Annotated in this window: 13 protein-coding genes; 6 read left to right on the plus strand and 7 right to left on the minus strand. The window is 62.9% G+C overall.

Annotated elements, in window-relative coordinates; translation table 11 throughout:
* Positions 1-98: 98 nt before the first annotated feature.
* The 3 genes from carB to ACU8HS_RS16125 form a co-directional block, all read right to left on the minus strand.
* On the minus strand, positions 99-3584 hold the full coding sequence (gene carB / locus ACU8HS_RS16115) for a carbamoyl-phosphate synthase large subunit (RefSeq protein ID WP_112564544.1): 3486 nt from the start codon (positions 3582-3584) through the stop codon (positions 99-101).
* A gap of 173 nt (positions 3585-3757) precedes the next feature.
* Positions 3758-4786 (minus strand): zinc-dependent alcohol dehydrogenase family protein, encoded by a 1029-nt coding sequence (locus ACU8HS_RS16120; RefSeq protein WP_113412176.1) that lies wholly within the window; start codon positions 4784-4786, stop codon positions 3758-3760.
* A 77-nt stretch (positions 4787-4863) separates the two neighbouring features.
* The gene (locus ACU8HS_RS16125; protein WP_447014693.1) at positions 4864-5634 is read right to left on the minus strand and encodes a LytTR family DNA-binding domain-containing protein; all 771 of its coding nucleotides are present in this window, start codon (positions 5632-5634) and stop codon (positions 4864-4866) included.
* Positions 5635-5719: 85 nt separating this feature from the next.
* Between ACU8HS_RS16125 and ACU8HS_RS16130 the strand changes: the two genes are divergently transcribed.
* On the plus strand, positions 5720-6208 hold the full coding sequence (locus tag ACU8HS_RS16130) for a DUF2306 domain-containing protein (RefSeq protein WP_447014694.1): 489 nt from the start codon (positions 5720-5722) through the stop codon (positions 6206-6208).
* An 84-nt stretch (positions 6209-6292) separates the two neighbouring features.
* Positions 6293-7222 (plus strand): KPN_02809 family neutral zinc metallopeptidase, encoded by a 930-nt coding sequence (gene ypfJ / locus ACU8HS_RS16135; RefSeq protein ID WP_112564548.1) that lies wholly within the window; start codon positions 6293-6295, stop codon positions 7220-7222.
* Positions 7223-7272: 50 nt separating this feature from the next.
* Here the strand turns inward: ypfJ and ACU8HS_RS16140 are convergent, their stop codons facing one another.
* Complete coding sequence (locus ACU8HS_RS16140) at positions 7273-8265, minus strand: aldo/keto reductase (protein WP_447014695.1); 993 nt, start codon at positions 8263-8265, stop codon at positions 7273-7275.
* Between the two features lie 111 nt (positions 8266-8376).
* Between ACU8HS_RS16140 and ACU8HS_RS16145 the strand changes: the two genes are divergently transcribed.
* The 3 genes from ACU8HS_RS16145 to ACU8HS_RS16155 all read left to right on the plus strand — a co-directional run bounded on the left by ACU8HS_RS16145 (position 8377) and on the right by ACU8HS_RS16155 (position 12208).
* A complete protein-coding gene (locus ACU8HS_RS16145; RefSeq protein WP_112703901.1) occupies positions 8377-9282 on the plus strand; it encodes a LysR family transcriptional regulator in 906 nt (301 codons plus the stop codon).
* A gap of 134 nt (positions 9283-9416) precedes the next feature.
* The gene (locus ACU8HS_RS16150; RefSeq protein WP_112564551.1) at positions 9417-10664 is read left to right on the plus strand and encodes a TCR/Tet family MFS transporter; all 1248 of its coding nucleotides are present in this window, start codon (positions 9417-9419) and stop codon (positions 10662-10664) included.
* Between the two features lie 140 nt (positions 10665-10804).
* Entirely contained in the window at positions 10805-12208 is a 1404-nt protein-coding gene (locus ACU8HS_RS16155; RefSeq protein ID WP_113412180.1) for an MATE family efflux transporter, read from the plus strand.
* A gap of 31 nt (positions 12209-12239) precedes the next feature.
* Here ACU8HS_RS16155 and ACU8HS_RS16160 read toward each other — a convergent pair whose 3' ends face one another.
* Both ACU8HS_RS16160 and carA read right to left on the minus strand, forming a co-directional pair.
* On the minus strand, positions 12240-12560 hold the full coding sequence (locus ACU8HS_RS16160; protein WP_112564553.1) for an antibiotic biosynthesis monooxygenase: 321 nt from the start codon (positions 12558-12560) through the stop codon (positions 12240-12242).
* Positions 12561-12674: 114 nt separating this feature from the next.
* Complete coding sequence (gene carA / locus ACU8HS_RS16165) at positions 12675-13880, minus strand: glutamine-hydrolyzing carbamoyl-phosphate synthase small subunit (protein ID WP_447014696.1); 1206 nt, start codon at positions 13878-13880, stop codon at positions 12675-12677.
* A gap of 272 nt (positions 13881-14152) precedes the next feature.
* Here carA and ACU8HS_RS16170 point away from each other — a divergent pair, with 272 nt between their 5' ends.
* Complete coding sequence (locus ACU8HS_RS16170) at positions 14153-14605, plus strand: GatB/YqeY domain-containing protein (protein ID WP_112756684.1); 453 nt, start codon at positions 14153-14155, stop codon at positions 14603-14605.
* On the opposite strand, the gene ACU8HS_RS16175 is transcribed toward ACU8HS_RS16170, so the two are convergent.
* A complete protein-coding gene (locus ACU8HS_RS16175) occupies positions 14586-15482 on the minus strand; it encodes a hypothetical protein (protein ID WP_447014697.1) in 897 nt (298 codons plus the stop codon). The genes ACU8HS_RS16170 and ACU8HS_RS16175 overlap by 20 nt on opposite strands.
* Positions 15483-15944: the final 462 nt, after the last annotated feature.

Below are 15944 nucleotides of genomic sequence, written 5' to 3' on the forward strand. Positions count from 1 at the left end.
AGCAGGCTAACATCAAGTTCCCATGCCTGCAATTTTGGGTCGCAGTTTTGCCGGGATGGGAGGCAGAGGTGAAGAGGCCTTGCCCCTTCACCCGATCGTCAGAAGTAGCTCTGCAGCGGGCGGACTTCGAGGTTGCCGGCCTTGAGCGCCTTGATCGCCTGGGCGGCCGCTTCGGCGCCGGCCATGGTGGTGTAATAGGGCACTTTCTGCATCAGCGTGGCGCGGCGCAGCGACTTCGAATCCGAGATCGCCTTGTTGCCGTCGGTCGTGTTGATGACGAGCTGGACCTGGCGGTTGCGGATCGCGTCCTCGATATGCGGACGTCCTTCGAGAACCTTGTTGATCTTGGTGGCCTCGATGCCGTTTTCGCCGAGGAAGCGGGCGGTGCCGCCGGTTGCCAGAACCTTGAAGCCCTGTTCGGCCAGAATGCGGATCGCCGGCAGGACGCGCGGCTTGTCGGCATCGCGCACGGAGACGAAGACCGTGCCTTCACGCGGCAGTTCGACGCCGGCGCCGAGCTGGGACTTGGCGAAGGCCAGCGCGAAATCGCTGTCGAGGCCGATGACTTCGCCGGTGGAGCGCATTTCCGGGCCGAGCAGCGTGTCGACACCGGGGAAGCGGGCGAAGGGGAAGACGGCTTCCTTGACGGCGATGTGCTTCAGCGCCCGCGGATCGGGCTTTTCGCCATAGGCGGCGAAGGTCGCGTCGAGCTTCTCACCGGCCATGACGCGGGCGGCGATCTTGGCGATCGGCGCGCCGATGGTCTTGGCGACAAAAGGCACGGTACGCGAGGCGCGCGGGTTGACTTCAAGAACGTAGACCGTGTCGTCCTTGATGGCGAACTGCACGTTCATCAGGCCGCCGACATTCAGCGCCTTGGCCATGGCCTTGGCCTGACGCTCCAGCTCGTCGAGCATTTCGCGCGACAGCGTGCGCGGCGGCAGCGAGCAGGCGCTGTCGCCCGAATGGATGCCGGCCTCTTCGATATGCTCCATGATGCCGGCGACATAGACGTCGGTGCCGTCGGAGAGGCAGTCGACATCGACTTCGATGGCGTTGGTCAGGTAGCTGTCGAAGAGCAGCGGGTTCTTGCCGAGCAGGGTGTTGATCTGGCCAGTCTTGTCGTTCGGGTAGCGTGCCTTGATATCTTCCGGCACCAGTTCCGGAACGGTGTCGAGCAGGTAGGTCTGCAGCTGGCTCTCGGCGTGGATGATCTGCATGGCGCGGCCGCCGAGCACGTAGGACGGGCGAACGACCAGCGGGAAGCCGATTTCGGCGGCGACGAGGCGCGCCTGCTCGACCGAGTAGGCGATGCCGTTGTTCGGCTGGTTGAGGTCGAGCTTCATCAGAAGCTTCTGGAAACGGTCGCGGTCCTCGGCAAGGTCGATCGCATCGGGGGCGGTGCCGAGGATCGGGATACCGTTCTTTTCCAGCGCTTCGGCAAGCTTCAGCGGGGTCTGGCCGCCGAACTGGACGATGACGCCGACGACTTCGCCCTTTTCCTGCTCGGCGCGCAGGATCTCGATCACGTCTTCGGCCGTCAGCGGCTCGAAATAGAGGCGGTCTGACGTATCGTAGTCGGTCGAAACCGTTTCCGGGTTGCAGTTGATCATGATCGCTTCGTAGCCGGCATCCTTCAGCGCGAAGGCGGCATGGCAGCAGCAATAGTCGAACTCGATGCCCTGGCCGATACGGTTCGGGCCGCCGCCGAGGATGACGACCTTCTTGCGGTCGGAGACCTGCGCTTCGGAGCGGGCGGCGCCGACGAAAGGCGTCTCGTAGGTCGAGTACATGTAGGCGGTGGGCGAGGCGAATTCGGCCGCGCAGGTATCGATGCGCTTGAAGACCGGGCGGACGTTGAGCGAATTGCGCAGCTCGGCCACTTCCTTCGGGCGCTTGCCGGTCAGCGTGGCCAAGCGGGCATCGGAGAAGCCCATGGCCTTCAGCATGCGCAGGTTGGCGGCATCCTCGGGCAGGCCGTGCTCGCGGATGCGGGCTTCCATGTCGACGATGTTCTTCAGCTGGGCGATGAACCAGGGGTCGATCTTGCAGCCTTCGTGGACTTCGGCCTCGCTCATGCCCTGACGCAGCGCCTGGGCGACCATGCGCAGGCGGTCCGGGGTCGGCGTGCCGATCGCGGCGCGGATGGCGTTCTGGCTGGATTCGCCTTCCTCGAAATCCGGGATCTCGATTTCGTCGAGGCCGGTCAGGCCGGTTTCGAGGCCGCGCAGCGCCTTCTGCAGCGATTCCGCAAAGGTACGGCCGATCGCCATGACTTCGCCGACCGACTTCATGGCGGTCGTCAGGACCGGCGAAGCGCCGGGGAATTTCTCGAAGGCGAAACGCGGGATCTTGGTGACGACATAGTCGATCGACGGTTCGAAGGAGGCGGGTGTCGCGCCGCCGGTAATGTCGTTTTCGAGTTCGTCGAGCGTGTAGCCGATGGCGAGCTTGGCGGCGACCTTGGCGATCGGGAAGCCGGTGGCCTTGGAGGCGAGTGCGGAGGAGCGCGAGACGCGCGGGTTCATTTCGATGACGACGAGGCGGCCGTCCTTCGGATTGACGGCAAACTGCACGTTCGAGCCGCCCGTCTCCACGCCGATCTCGCGCAGCACCGCGATCGAGGCGTTGCGCATGATCTGGTATTCCTTGTCCGTCAGCGTCAGCGCCGGGGCAACGGTGATCGAATCGCCGGTATGGACGCCCATCGGATCGATGTTTTCGATGGAGCAGATGATGATGCAGTTGTCCGCCTTGTCGCGGACGACCTCCATCTCGTATTCCTTCCAGCCGAGAACGGACTCTTCGATCAGCACTTCCGTGGTCGGGGAGGCATCGAGGCCGCCGCCGACGATTTCGAAGAATTCCGAGCGGTTATAGGCAATGCCGCCGCCGGTGCCGCCGAGCGTGAAGGACGGGCGGATGATGGCGGGCAGGCCGACATGGTCGAGCGCCTGGGCGGCAATCGCCATGGCATGGCTCATGTAGCGCTGCTTGCGGTCGCTCTCGCCGAGGTTCCACTGGTTTTCCAGCTCGTCGAGCGCCTTGTCGAGATCGGCGCCGGAGAGGCTTTCGCGCAGCTTGGCACGCTCGGCCTCGTGCGTCTTGCGGTCGGCATCCTTGATATCGGTGGCGTTTGCCAGCATCGAGCGCGGGGTTTCCAGGCCGATCTTGGCCATGGCTTCGCGGAAGAGGGCGCGGTCTTCGGCCTTGTCGATGGCGGCGGGCTTGGCGCCGATCATCTCGACATTGTAGCGGTCGAGCACGCCCATGCGCTTCAGCGAAAGCGCGGTGTTCAGCGCGGTCTGGCCGCCCATGGTCGGCAGCAGCGCATCCGGGCGCTCCTTGGCGATGATCTTGGCGACGACTTCGGGCGTGATCGGCTCGACATAGGTCGCGTCGGCCAGGCCCGGATCGGTCATGATCGTTGCCGGGTTGGAGTTGACGAGGATGACGCGGTAGCCTTCCTCTTTCAGCGCCTTGCAGGCCTGGGTGCCGGAATAGTCGAATTCGCAAGCCTGGCCAATGACGATCGGTCCCGCGCCGATGATGAGGATCGATTTGATGTCTTGGCGCTTCGGCATGGGCGATATCCATTGTGTGGCTGCGCAAAAAGCCGGCCAGGGTGGGAGATCACCGGGTCGGGTCGCGCATTGAGGGTCTTTTCAGGCTAGAAGCGGCTTATAGGCAAATGTTTTTGCAAACGGAACCCCATAAATCACGGAATCGACAGGAATTCGGACCGGCTTTTGGAAGCCTATTGCCCGGCGGGCAAGACGAGCGTGCGAATCTCGCCGCCAAACGCCGGATTGGCGATGGCTTCGGGTGCCTGTTCCAGCGTTACACGACGCGAAATCAGTGGCTCGACCTTGACCGCGCCCGTGGCAATGAGATCGGCGGCGCGCTGATGGGTGAACGGGTTGAGGAAGGAGCTGACGAGGTTCACCTCCCGAAACAGCAGATCGAATGGCTCGATCTCTATCCTTGCGCCCTGCGGCATGACGCCGAGGATGACTGCCGTGCCGCCGCGTCTTGCAAGCCTCGGCGCCTGCATCATCGTTTCGGCAACACCGGCACATTCGAAGACGACATCGGCGCCGCTGGGCAGCAAGCCGCCGTCGCCGGCAATGCCGCTGACCGCATCTGCCGCTGACGGATCGAAGCTTGCGGTGGCGCCCAGCGTTTCGGCCAGCGCGCGTTTGCCGGCATTGCGGGTGACGAGGAGAATACGCGTCGCGCCGGCAAGCCGGGCAAGCTGGACGGTGAGCAGGCCGATCACGCCGCCACCAAGCACGATCACGGAAGCGCCTGTCTTGATGTTGGCGAGATCGACGCCATGCAGGCAGCAGGCGAGCGGCTCGCAAAAGGCGCCGTGCAGGGGATCGAGGCCGGGCGGCAGGGCAAAGGCCTGTTTCTGCGGAAGGATGACGTAATCGGCAAAGCCGCCATCGCGGTGAATGCCGATGGCCTGCAGGTTCCGGCAGAGATTGACCCGGCCCCTGCGGCATTCTTCGCAGCCGCCGCAGGCGATGTTGGGATCGCCGGTCACGCGCATGCCGGGGCGGAAGCCCACGACATCGGGGCCGACCGCTTCGATGATGCCGGCAAATTCGTGCCCGAGCGTCACCGGCGGGTGCGAGGGGAACTCGCCGAGGAAAAGATGGCGGTCGGTGCCGCAGATGCCACAGGCTTCGATGCGCACCAGCAAATCGCCGGGGCCGGGAACGGGCTTTTCGACCTCGCGCAGAAACAGCTTTCCGGTCGCTTCCAGGCGCACGGCTTTCATCGGCTTTCTCCTCCCTGTCTCCTTGCCGTCAGGAAGCGGGAAAGCGGGAGTCCCGTCAAGCATTTACCGGGGCTTCTTCAGCCGAAACGGCGGCGGGCTTGCTCGGCAAAACTCCGGCTGACCGGGATTTGCGTACCGTCGCGCGTGAGGATCAGGACCTTGCCATTGTCGCGTTTCAAGGTCTCGACATGGGCGTCGGCCACCCAATGCGACCTGTGGACCTGCAGCCCCGGTGTCGCGCCGATTTCGCGCAGCGCATCGGAAAAGCGCAGCAGCACCAGCTCGCGGCCGCGGCTGGTGACGACCTCCGTGTAGTGATCCTGTACCGAGAGGCGCAGCAGGACGCCGCGGTTCTGCGGCTTCAGCCGGTCGAGGATCGAGGCCGCAGGCGGGGCCTGTGCCGCGGCCTCCTCGATCTGCCGGTGCATGGCAAGATAGGTCAGAAAACAGAAGAGGGCGCAGAGCGGCAGCGCAAAAAGGGCTCTTGCCAGGCTGCCGCCGAGGGCTGCCGGATCGCCGCTGAAGGCATAGTCCACAAGGCCGATCGCAAAGCCGATCGGCAAGGCGGCGACCAGCGAGCCGATCATCATGCGCCAGAACGTATTCCCCAGCCGCTTGCGCAGCAGCGCATCGGCGAGCACGGAAAACAGGATGGCGATCGACCATGCGACGGCGTGCAGGATCAGCCAGTAGGCGAAGCGCTCGCCGGCCGGCATGCTGTCCATCGTGCCGTAGGGACCTGTCACCGCGAAGATGAGGACAATGGCGAGGAAGGTTCCCCAGAAGCGCGAAGAGCGCCAGAAGACCTGCAATTCGCGAAGCGTGGATTGCAAGGAGGGGTGATCCACGAAGTTTTCCCGCCGTTTACGCCATGTTCGTTGAGGGAAATGCACTCATGCCGGAAACGGGGGGCGAATTCAACCGGAGCCGATCATGACGCTTGAACCTCTGCTCAATGCGCCTGCTGCCATACAGATCCATGTCGCCGCCGTCGTGCCGGCGGCCATCCTCGGGGCCTATCTGCTCGCCCGGCCGAAGGGCACGCGGCTGCACCGGCTGCTCGGCAAGATCTGGATGGCGCTGATGGTGGTGACGGCGCTGTCGAGCTTCTTCATCCACGAGATCAATCTCGTTTACGGCTTCAGCCCGATCCACCTTCTCTCCGTCTTCGTACTCGCCGGAAGCTGGCGGGCAATCCTCGCTGCGCGCCGGCACGATATCCGCACGCATCGGCGGATCGTATCGGGCATGTATTTCGGCGGCATCGTCGTTGCCGGCCTTGCGACGCTGCTGCCGGGCCGGCTCATGCATGCGGTTGCGTTCTCCGGCAACAGCTGGCTGACGCTGGTGCTGTTCGGGCTGATTGCCGCCGCGCTCGTCGCGGCCGTCGGCCTTCGCCCGCGCCGCGGCCGGGTCGCGTGAGGAAGCGGCTGGAATTCGCCCTTGCGGCGGATATATAACTGACTCCTGAGAGCATGCATGGGCGCATCGCCGGGGAGATCGATCATGGAATGGAAAGGACGGCGTCAGTCCGACAATATCGAGGATCGCCGCAGCGATCCGTCCGGTGGCATTGGACGCAATCCCTTCGGCCGCGGCGGTGGCTTCAGCTTTCCGTCGGGCGGCGGCGTCGGCCGTCGCGGCGGCGGGCTCAGCATCGGCACGATCGTCTTTCTCGTCGTCATCTACCTGATCTTCAAGGCGATGGGCATCGACCTGATGCAGGTGATGGAAGGCGGCGGATCGATGGACGGCTCCGGCTATTCGCAGAGCGAGTCCGCCCCGCAGACGCCCGCCAACGACGAGATGACCGCCTTCGTGCGCACGGTTCTCGCCGAAACCGAAGATACCTGGCATGGTATCTTCCAGTCTCAGGGCCGGGATTACGAAGAGCCGCGCCTCGTGCTCTTCTCCGGCCAGACGCAGTCCGCCTGCGGTTTCGCATCGGCTGCGACCGGACCCTTCTATTGCCCGGGCGATCACAAGGTCTACCTCGATACGGCCTTCTTCCAGCAGCTTTCCGATCAGTTCGGCGCGTCGGGCGATTTTGCCGAGGCCTATGTGATCGCGCACGAAGTCGGCCATCACGTGCAGAACCTGCTCGGCATCCTGCCGAAATTCAATCAGGCGCGCCAAAGCATGAGCGAGGCCGATGCCAACAGGATGTCGGTCCGCGTCGAACTGCAGGCGGATTGTTTTGCCGGCATCTGGGGCAAGTTTACCCAGCAGAAGGGCATTCTGGACGCCGGCGATCTGGAGGAGGCGCTGAATGCCGCCCAGCAGATCGGCGACGATACGCTGCAGAAGCGTTCGCAGGGCTATGTCGTGCCCGAGAGTTTCAACCACGGCACGTCGGCGCAGCGTATGCGCTGGTTCAAGCGCGGCTTCGACAGCGGGCAGCTTTCGGCCTGCGATACTTTCTCCAACCCGATCTGATCGGGAAAGGCGGCACCCCGAAGGACAGGGTGCCGGCCTCTCGGGGCAGACTACTTTTCACTATCCATGTGCCTGAGCTGGGCTTCCGGATAACGGGCGCCCTTGGCCGCACCTTTCGGCACGGCGCGTTCGATGGCGGCGAGATCGTCGGCGGTGAGTTTCACCGCGCGCGAGCCGAGCGCCTCCGTCAGCCGGTCGCGGCGGCGGGCGCCGACCAGCGGCACGATATCCTCGCCCTGTGCCGCCACCCAGGCGATCGCGACCTGCGCGACCGAGGCGCCCTTGAAGGTGGCGATCTTTCTGAGTTCTTCGACCAGGGCAAGGTTTTCATCGACGTTGCCTTCCTGGAAGCGCGGGCTGAAGGCGCGGAAATCGCCTGCGCCCTGCTGGCCCTTCTGCCAATGGCCGCTGATGAGGCCGCGCGACAGCACGCCATAGGCGGTGACGGAAATGCCGAGTTCGCGGGTCGTCGGCAGGATTTCGTCCTCGATGCCGCGGGAAATCAGCGAATATTCGATCTGCAGGTCGGCGATAGGGGCGACGGCGGCGGCCCGGCGGATCGTATCCGCCCCGACTTCGGAGAGGCCGACATGGCGGACGTAACCGGCCTTGATGAGATCCGTTATCGCGCCGACCGTTTCCTCGATCGGCACATTGGGATCGAGGCGGGCGGGGCGATAGATGTCGATATAGTCGACGCCGAGGCGTTGCAGCGTATAGGCGAGGAAGTTCTTCACGGCGATCGGGCGGGCGTCGTAGCCGTTCCAGCCATTGGAGGGATCGCGCAGCGCGCCGAACTTGACACTGATGACGGCGTCTTCGCGCTTGCGGCCCTTCAGCGCTTCGCCGATCAGCATTTCGTTATGGCCCATGCCGTAGAAATCGCCGGTGTCGAGCAGGTTGATGCCGACATCGAGCGCGGCATGGATGGTCGCAATGCTTTCGGCGCGGTCGGACGGGCCGTACATGCCCGACATGCCCATGCAGCCGAGGCCGATGGCCGAGACTTGGGGACCGGTTTTTCCCAAACGATAGGTCTGCATCTTCTTCTCCTTCAGCGGCGCCCCGACGGCGTCTTCGGATGCGGTTTTATCGCCGATAAGTTTGTGCGATAATCCGGATAGTCTCGAACAGGCCGTACGGGAAAATGCACAATGGATGAGCTTCCCCTCAGTGATCTGGATGCCTTTGCCGCAATTGCAAGGGAGCGCAGCTTCCGCTCGGCGGCCCGAAAACGCGGGGTTTCCGCCTCGTCGCTGAGCGATTCCCTGCGGCGCCTGGAAGAGCGGCTCGGCGTCAGGCTGCTCAACCGCACGACCCGCTCCGTCACGCCGACGGCGGCGGGCGAAAGACTGCTGGAAAGGCTTGCTCCGGCGCTGTCGGAAGTTGCGGCCGCGCTCGGCCAGCTGGACAGCTTTCGCGATCATCCGGCCGGCACGCTGCGGCTCAATGTGCCGAGCATCGTCGTCAAGCTTTTCATGGCCGATCTTGCCGCCCGTTTCCTGACGCTGTACCCGCAGATCACGCTGGAGATCATTGCCGACGACAATTTCATCGACGTGCTCGCCGCCGGCTTCGATGCCGGCGTGCGTTACGATGAAAGGCTGGAGCGCGACATGATCGCCGTGCCGATCGGTCCGCGCCGGCAGCGCTACGTGACGGCGGCCGCACCCGCCTATCTCGACAGGCGCGGCGTGCCGCAGCATCCGAGGGACCTGCTGGAGCATAGCTGCATCCGCCATCGCTTCCTGAGCGGGGCCTCGCTGGCCTGGGAATTCGAACGCGGCAAGGAGACGGTGCTCGTCACCCCTTCCGGCCCCATCGTCGCCAATGCGGTGGAGATGGAGATAGGGGCAGCTTATGCCGGGCTCGGCGTCATCCGCACCTTCGGGGAGTTGCTTGCGCCCGGTATCGCCGATGGCCGGCTGATGCCGATCCTTGCGGAATGGGACAGCGAATTTTCCGGCCCGTTCCTTTATTATCCGAGCCGCCGCCATATGCCCGCACCGCTGCGCGCCTTTGTCGATTTCGTACGGATGGAGCAGCGGAAGGGCGCCTGACCCATCTGTTTTGACGGGTTCGCCATCAAAAACATTGAAATGTTCACGGATTGTTTCACCCGTCCCAATCGGCTATGTCACATGTTCGGCGACAAGATCGTCTTTCCGGAAAATAACAGCTGTAGAGATGTCTCATGCTTGATGCGAAATTCGTTCGCCGCGGCCTTTTCCTGGTCTTTGTCATTCTCTTCCTGGATATTATCGGCATTGCGATCATCTTGCCGGTGCTGCCGGTCTATCTGGAGCAGCTGACGGGCGGCACGGTCAGCGATGCGGCCATCGACGGTGGCTGGCTGATGCTGATCTATTCGCTGATGCAGTTCCTGTTTGCGCCGCTGCTCGGCAATTTGAGCGACCGTTTCGGGCGCCGTCCGATCCTCTTGCTGTCGGTGCTGACCTTCGCGCTCGACAATTTCATCTGCGCCATTGCCACCAGCTACTGGATGCTGTTCGTCGGCCGCGTGCTTGCCGGCATCAGCGGCGGCAGCTTCGCCACCTGCTCGGCCTATATTGCCGATATCAGCAACGAAGAGAACCGCGCCAAGAATTTCGGCCTGATCGGCATCGCCTTCGGCGTCGGCTTTACGGTCGGCCCCGTCATCGGCGGCTTCCTCGGCGAATTCGGGCCGCGCGTACCCTTCTTCGGCGCGGCGGCGCTGTCCTTCGTCAATTTCGTTGCCGCCTGCTTCCTGCTGCCGGAAACGCTGGATGAGAAGAACCGCCGCCGGTTCGAATGGAAGCGCGCCAACCCGCTCGGCACGCTGCGGCAGATGCGGCACTATCCCGGCATCGGCTGGGTCTGTCTCGTCATGTTCCTGGTCTTCCTGGCGCACGCCGTCTACCCTTCGGTCTGGGCTTTCGTCTCGAGTTTCCGTTATGGCTGGAGCGAGGGACAGATCGGCCTGTCGCTCGGCATCTACGGAATAGGCGTGGCGCTCATCATGGGGCTTGTGCTGCCGCGTATCGTGCCGGTGCTCGGGGAATGGAAGACGGCGCTGGTTGGGCTCTGTTTCACGATGGTTGCCCTCGTGGGCTATGCCTTCGCCTGGGAAGGCTGGGTCGTCTATACGGTAATCATATTGACCGTCATGGAGAATGTCGCCGATCCGCCGCTGCGCAGTATTGCCGCCGGCAAGGTGCCGCCCTCGGCGCAGGGCGAACTGCAGGGCGCGCTCACCAGCATCAGCAGCATCACCACGATCGTCGGGCCGCTGATCTTCACGCAGATGTTCGGCTATTTCACAAAGCCCGATGCGCCTGTCGTCTTTGCCGGCGCGCCCTATCTTCTGGCGGCTCTCTTCATTCTCGTGGCGGCAATCGTGTTTCTGACGCGGGTGACGACCGCGAAGGCGCCGGCGGAAGTATTCAACGCGGCGGAGTGATCCATCAAAAACAGTGAAGGCGTGATGAATTTTTCAGCATCTGCCCGTTTTGGGGTAGTTCTTCGCGCGAGTTTGCTCTAAGCCGACACGATATTTTGCCGCATTGCGGCCCTTAACGATCCAATCTCAGGAACAGTGTCATGGACACGCCCATCGAGGTGCGCTCGGTCGCGCCTGTAAACGACAACCGCTGGTCTGCGCATTTTCGCGCCACGCTGATGCTCGGCGTGCCGCTGATCGGCGCCCAGCTGGCCCAGTTCGGCATCGGCATGACCGACGTGATGATCGTCGGCCAGCTTGGTGCGGAAAACCTTGCGGCCATGGTGCTTTCGGCGCAGTTCCTGTTCACGATCCTGATTTTCGGCTCGGGCTTTGCGATCGCCGTCATTCCGATGGTGGCGCAGGCCTACGGGCGCGGCGATGTCGTGAGCGTGCGCCGGTCGCTGCGCATGGGGATCTGGGTCGTCATCTGCTACTGGCTGCTGATGCAGCCGGCCTTTTTCAATTCCGAGTCGATCCTGCGCTATTTCGGGCAGAAGCCCGACGTGGCGAAGCTTGCGCATGGTTATATCGTCATCGGCCAGTTCGGCGTACTGCCGGGGCTGCTTTACAATGTCATGCGCGCGCTCGTCAGCGCCATCGGCAAGGCCGGCGTCATCCTCAACGTCACCATCGCCATGCTGGTGCTGAATGCGATCGGCGCCTATATCCTCGTGCTCGGCCATTTCGGCTTCCCGGTCATGGGGCTGGAGGGGGCGGCAATCGTGTCCGTCGCGGTGCAGGTGGCGGGCTTCCTGTTCATCCTGTCCTATGTGCAGGGCAGGGAGGAGACGCGGCGCTACGAGATCTTCGTGCGCTTCTGGAAGCCGGACTGGCACGCCTTTTTCGAGGTCGTTCGCCTCGGCCTGCCGATCAGCATCACCATTCTCGCCGAGGTCAGCCTCTTTACGGCAGCGTCGCTGCTGATGGGCCATATCGGCACGATCGAGCTTGCCGCGCACGGCATTGCCCTGCAGTGGGCGTCGATGGCCTTCATGATCCCGCTCGGCCTCGGACAGGCGGCAACGGTGCGGGTCGGCGTCGCGCACGGGCAGGGCGATCATGCGGGTCTGGTGCGGGCGGCCGTCACGGTGTTGATCATCGCCAGCATTGCCGCGATCGTCGGCAGCGTCATCTTTGCGACCGTGCCGCAGGTTCTGGCGCGGCTGTTCCTCGATGTCAGCCTGCCGGAGGCGCCTCAGGTGCTTGCCTATGCCGGTCCGCTGATCGTCATTGCGGGCCTTTTCCAGTTCGTCGACGGCCTGCAGGCGATTGCCAGCGGCCTGCTGCGCGGGCTTAAGGATGCGCGCGTACCGATGATCATGGCCCTGATCGCCTATTGGCCGATCGGCTTCTTCCTCGCCTGGGCCTTTGCCTTCCCGCTCGGCTTCGGCGGGATCGGCATCTGGCTCGGTTTCCTGGTCGGGCTTGCGGCCGCGGCCGCCATGCTCTGCATGCGCTTCTATATCCTGGTTCGCCGGGAAGGCGCGACGGCCGGCGCTTGAGCCGGCCGGTGCGAGGTTGGCGCGACCTGCTTCAGGCAGCCACAGGCTTGTAGCTGGCGATATCGGCGCGAATGCCGAGACGCGCAAACATTTCCTGCGGATTGAAATTGGCCGCCTCGTGGGCCGCCGCTACCGCCGCCTTCACACGCTCGACGACATCGGCGCTTTCCCATTCGGCGACCGTGACGAAATTGAACTCGCCGGGACCGGCAACCTGTTCCAGCACCGTATGGCCGATGAAGCCGGCCTGTGCCTCCAGCACCTTATGGGTCCTCATCACATTGACCAGAAATTCCTCGCGCGCTGCGGCCGGCACGACGAATTTGTCTACCCTGTAGAAAGCTCCGCTCATTCAGTCTTCTCCTGCATCTGATGTGTTGCAGGCAGTTCTGTAATTCCTCAAGTTAAGTTGAGGTCAATATGCGGAGAAAGAAAAAGGCCCGCGCGAGCGAGCCTTGATCCGGTATCAGCGTTCGGCGAGTGCCGGTTCGCCCTTCTTCTCGCGCACCATGTTGACGAAGCGGCGGAAGAGGTAGTGGCTGTCCTGCGGGCCGGGCGAGGCTTCCGGGTGGTGCTGGACGGAGAAGACCGACTTGCCGAGAATGCGCAGGCCGCAATTGCTGCCGTCGAACAGCGAAACGTGAGTCTCTTCAACGCCTTCCGGCAGCGACTTCGTGTCGACCGCGAAGCCGTGGTTCATGGAGACGATCTCGACCTTGCCGGTCGTATGGTCCTTGACCGGATGGTTTGCGCCGTGGTGGCCCTGGTGCATCTTCTCTGTCCTGGCGCCGAGCGCGAGGCCCAGCATCTGGTGGCCGAGGCAGATGCCGAAGACCGGGATATCGGTCTTGATCAGTTCCTTGATGACGGGCACGGCATATTCGCCCGTGGCGGCCGGGTCGCCGGGGCCGTTCGACAGGAAGATGCCGTCCGGCTGCAGGGCAAGCACGTCCTCGGCGCTCGTCGTTGCCGGCATGACGGTGACCTTGCAGTCGAGGCCGGCAAAGAGGCGCAGGATATTGCGCTTCACGCCGTAATCGAGGCAGACGACGTGGTACTTCTGGCCGGCGGCGCCGAGTTCGCCGTAGCCTTCGTTCCAGACCCAGGGGGTCTGCGACCATTGCGAGGACTGGCCGGAGGAGGCGATCTTGGCGAGGTCGAGGCCTTCGAGGCCGCTCCAGGCCCTGGCTTCGGCCTTCAGCGCGTCCACATCGAAATTGCCCGCGGGGTCGTGGGCGATGACGGCGTTCGGGGAGCCGTTTTCGCGGATCCAGGCGGTCAGCGCGCGGGTATCGATGCCGCAGAGCCCGATGATGCCGCGCGCCTTCAGCCAGGCGTCGAGATGCTTGGCGGCGCGGTAGTTCGAGGGCTCGGTGATATCGGCCTTGAAGATGACGCCGACCGCGCCGTGGCGGGCTGCCGGCGTCAGGTCTTCGATATCTTCTTCGTTGGTGCCGATATTGCCGATATGGGGGAAGGTGAAGGTGACGATCTGGCCGAGATAGGAGGGATCGGTGAGGATCTCCTCGTAGCCGGTCAGCGCCGTGTTGAAGACCGCTTCGGCCTGGACCTTGCCGGTGGCGCCGATACCCTTGCCTTCGATGACGGTGCCGTCGGCAAGAACGAGCAGGGCGGTCGGCTTTTCGGTTGTCCAGGGTGCTGTCGCGGTCATCTTCATCCCGTTTCCGGCGGGCCTGGCGTTTGCGAAAACGCGAGCCGGCCATTTGATCTCGCAGGTACAGGCGCGCAGCTTTAGCCGCGTTTGACGCCTGATCACGAATTTTGGTGCAGGTGGCGGTAGATAGCCACGCTCTTTGTCCAGGTCAATCTTTGTACCGCAGATTGCGGTACTTTTCCTGCTGATATTGGCCGGATTCTCGCAATTTATTTGATCCCATGCATCGGCCTGGTTTATGAAAGCGCCATTTTAAAAGGAGTAGTAACATGCTGCGCGACCAACTCGCCACCGAGCTCAAAGAGGCCATGAAGGCAAAGAGGATGGACCGACTCGGCACCATCCGCCTCATCCAGGCCGCTATCAAGGATCGCGACATCGCCAATCGCGGCGCCGGCAAGGACGAGGCTGGCGACGATGAAGTGCTGCAGATCCTCGCCAAGATGGTGAAGCAGCGCGAGGAGTCGGCGAAGATCTACGAAGAGAATGCCCGCCCGGAGCTTGCCGAAAAGGAGCGTGCCGAAATCGCCGTCATTCAGGATTTCCTGCCGAAGCAGCTTTCCGACGATGAGGTGCGCGCCAATATCGCCGCCATCATCAAGGAAGTCGGCGCCGAAGGCCCGAAGGACATGGGCAAGATCATGGCCGCCCTCAAGGAGCGTTATGCCGGCCAGATGGATTTCGCCAAGGCTTCCGGCGCCGTCAAAGAGCTCTTGAAATAAGGCGTTTTGCCTGCGGTTGCTCGTCGACCGCAGGCCCGAACACTGCTTCGGCAGCGGCGTCGATAATGCCGAATTTCGCCGCCTGATAGTTCCAATATTCGAGGACGAAGCCGCGGGAGAGCCAGAAATCGCCCTTTCTCGGCGGCTCGGTCCAGCCCACGCTGCCCATGGCGGCGGCCTGTGTCAGCAGGCGCTTCAGGTGGGTGTTGGAGATCATGAACTGATCGCGAATCTCGCGCAGCGACAGCGGGCCGACGAAGACGCGGTCGGCAGAAGGCGGAAAGCCCGGCAGGCGCGAAATCAGGTAATCCATCACCAGGCCGCCGGAATTGGCCCAGTTGAAGAGATTGAAGGTGGTGCCCGGATCGCGCACGGCTTCGGTTTCGATGATCTGCCTGGCGATCAGCGGCTGCAGGCGGGCGATCGACGCAGGGTCGGCCGCCAGATTTTGCGCGCGGCGGCCGCCATCGAGACTGTCCAGGACCATCAGATGGGCGGCCAGCCATTTGGTGAAATGATCTTCGGCCGTTTCCGTCGGCTCGAGAAAGCGGGTGCGCTTGTCATCGCCCGGAATGGGGCGCAGAAACCGGTAAGCCAGCATTTCCTGCACGAAGGCGGCCGCGGTGTTGCGGCTGGCGATCTTGTTCTGGATGACGAAATCGATGAAGCGGCCGGAATAGAGGCCGCGTTTTTCTTCGCCGGGATAGCCGTAATAGAGCGCAAAGCCGGTATGTGCCATCAGCCAGCGCTGCTGAGCTGCGAATATGGATGCAATACGGGGGCTCTCGCGATAAATCGCGAGCATCTGATTGGCGCAATGAAGAATTGCAGCAAGAAAATTATCGTCGGCTGCAAGTTTTTCTGCGGTATAGGCCATAGCACTGTCCAGGAGTTTCGCGCATTCATTTGCCACGCCTGTTGGAAGTGTCAATGCTTTTGTATTTTAGGGGTTAATTGGTAAGGTAAAACTCAATAAAGGCGCAGCGCTAAGCCCAAAAATTAAGAAGGCAGGAGCTGGGGGCGCTCCTGCCTTCTTGCTCTTTGCTTCCGTCAGCGACGCAGGGTTGAAACCCAAGCCGGCGGGTATTTGCAAAGGCACCCTTGCGAGGCGGCGCCGGGGGTAGGGATGGTGCCTCGCTTGGGGATCGCTCTGTTGAGATCGAACTTATGGCCGGCCCTCGGCTTATTCAAATTACAAAAATATAATAATCCCGGATTCGGCCTTTCCGGTTGCGAATTTGGCGCTCGGCGCAGCACTTCGGAAATTCTGTTCACATGCAATCTAATAAATTGTTTTTACTTTATCTTTTCGGGGTTTCCCTTTTCGGGAAAAGGATGT

The organism is Rhizobium sp. KDH_Rht_773_N, from assembly GCF_052946295.1.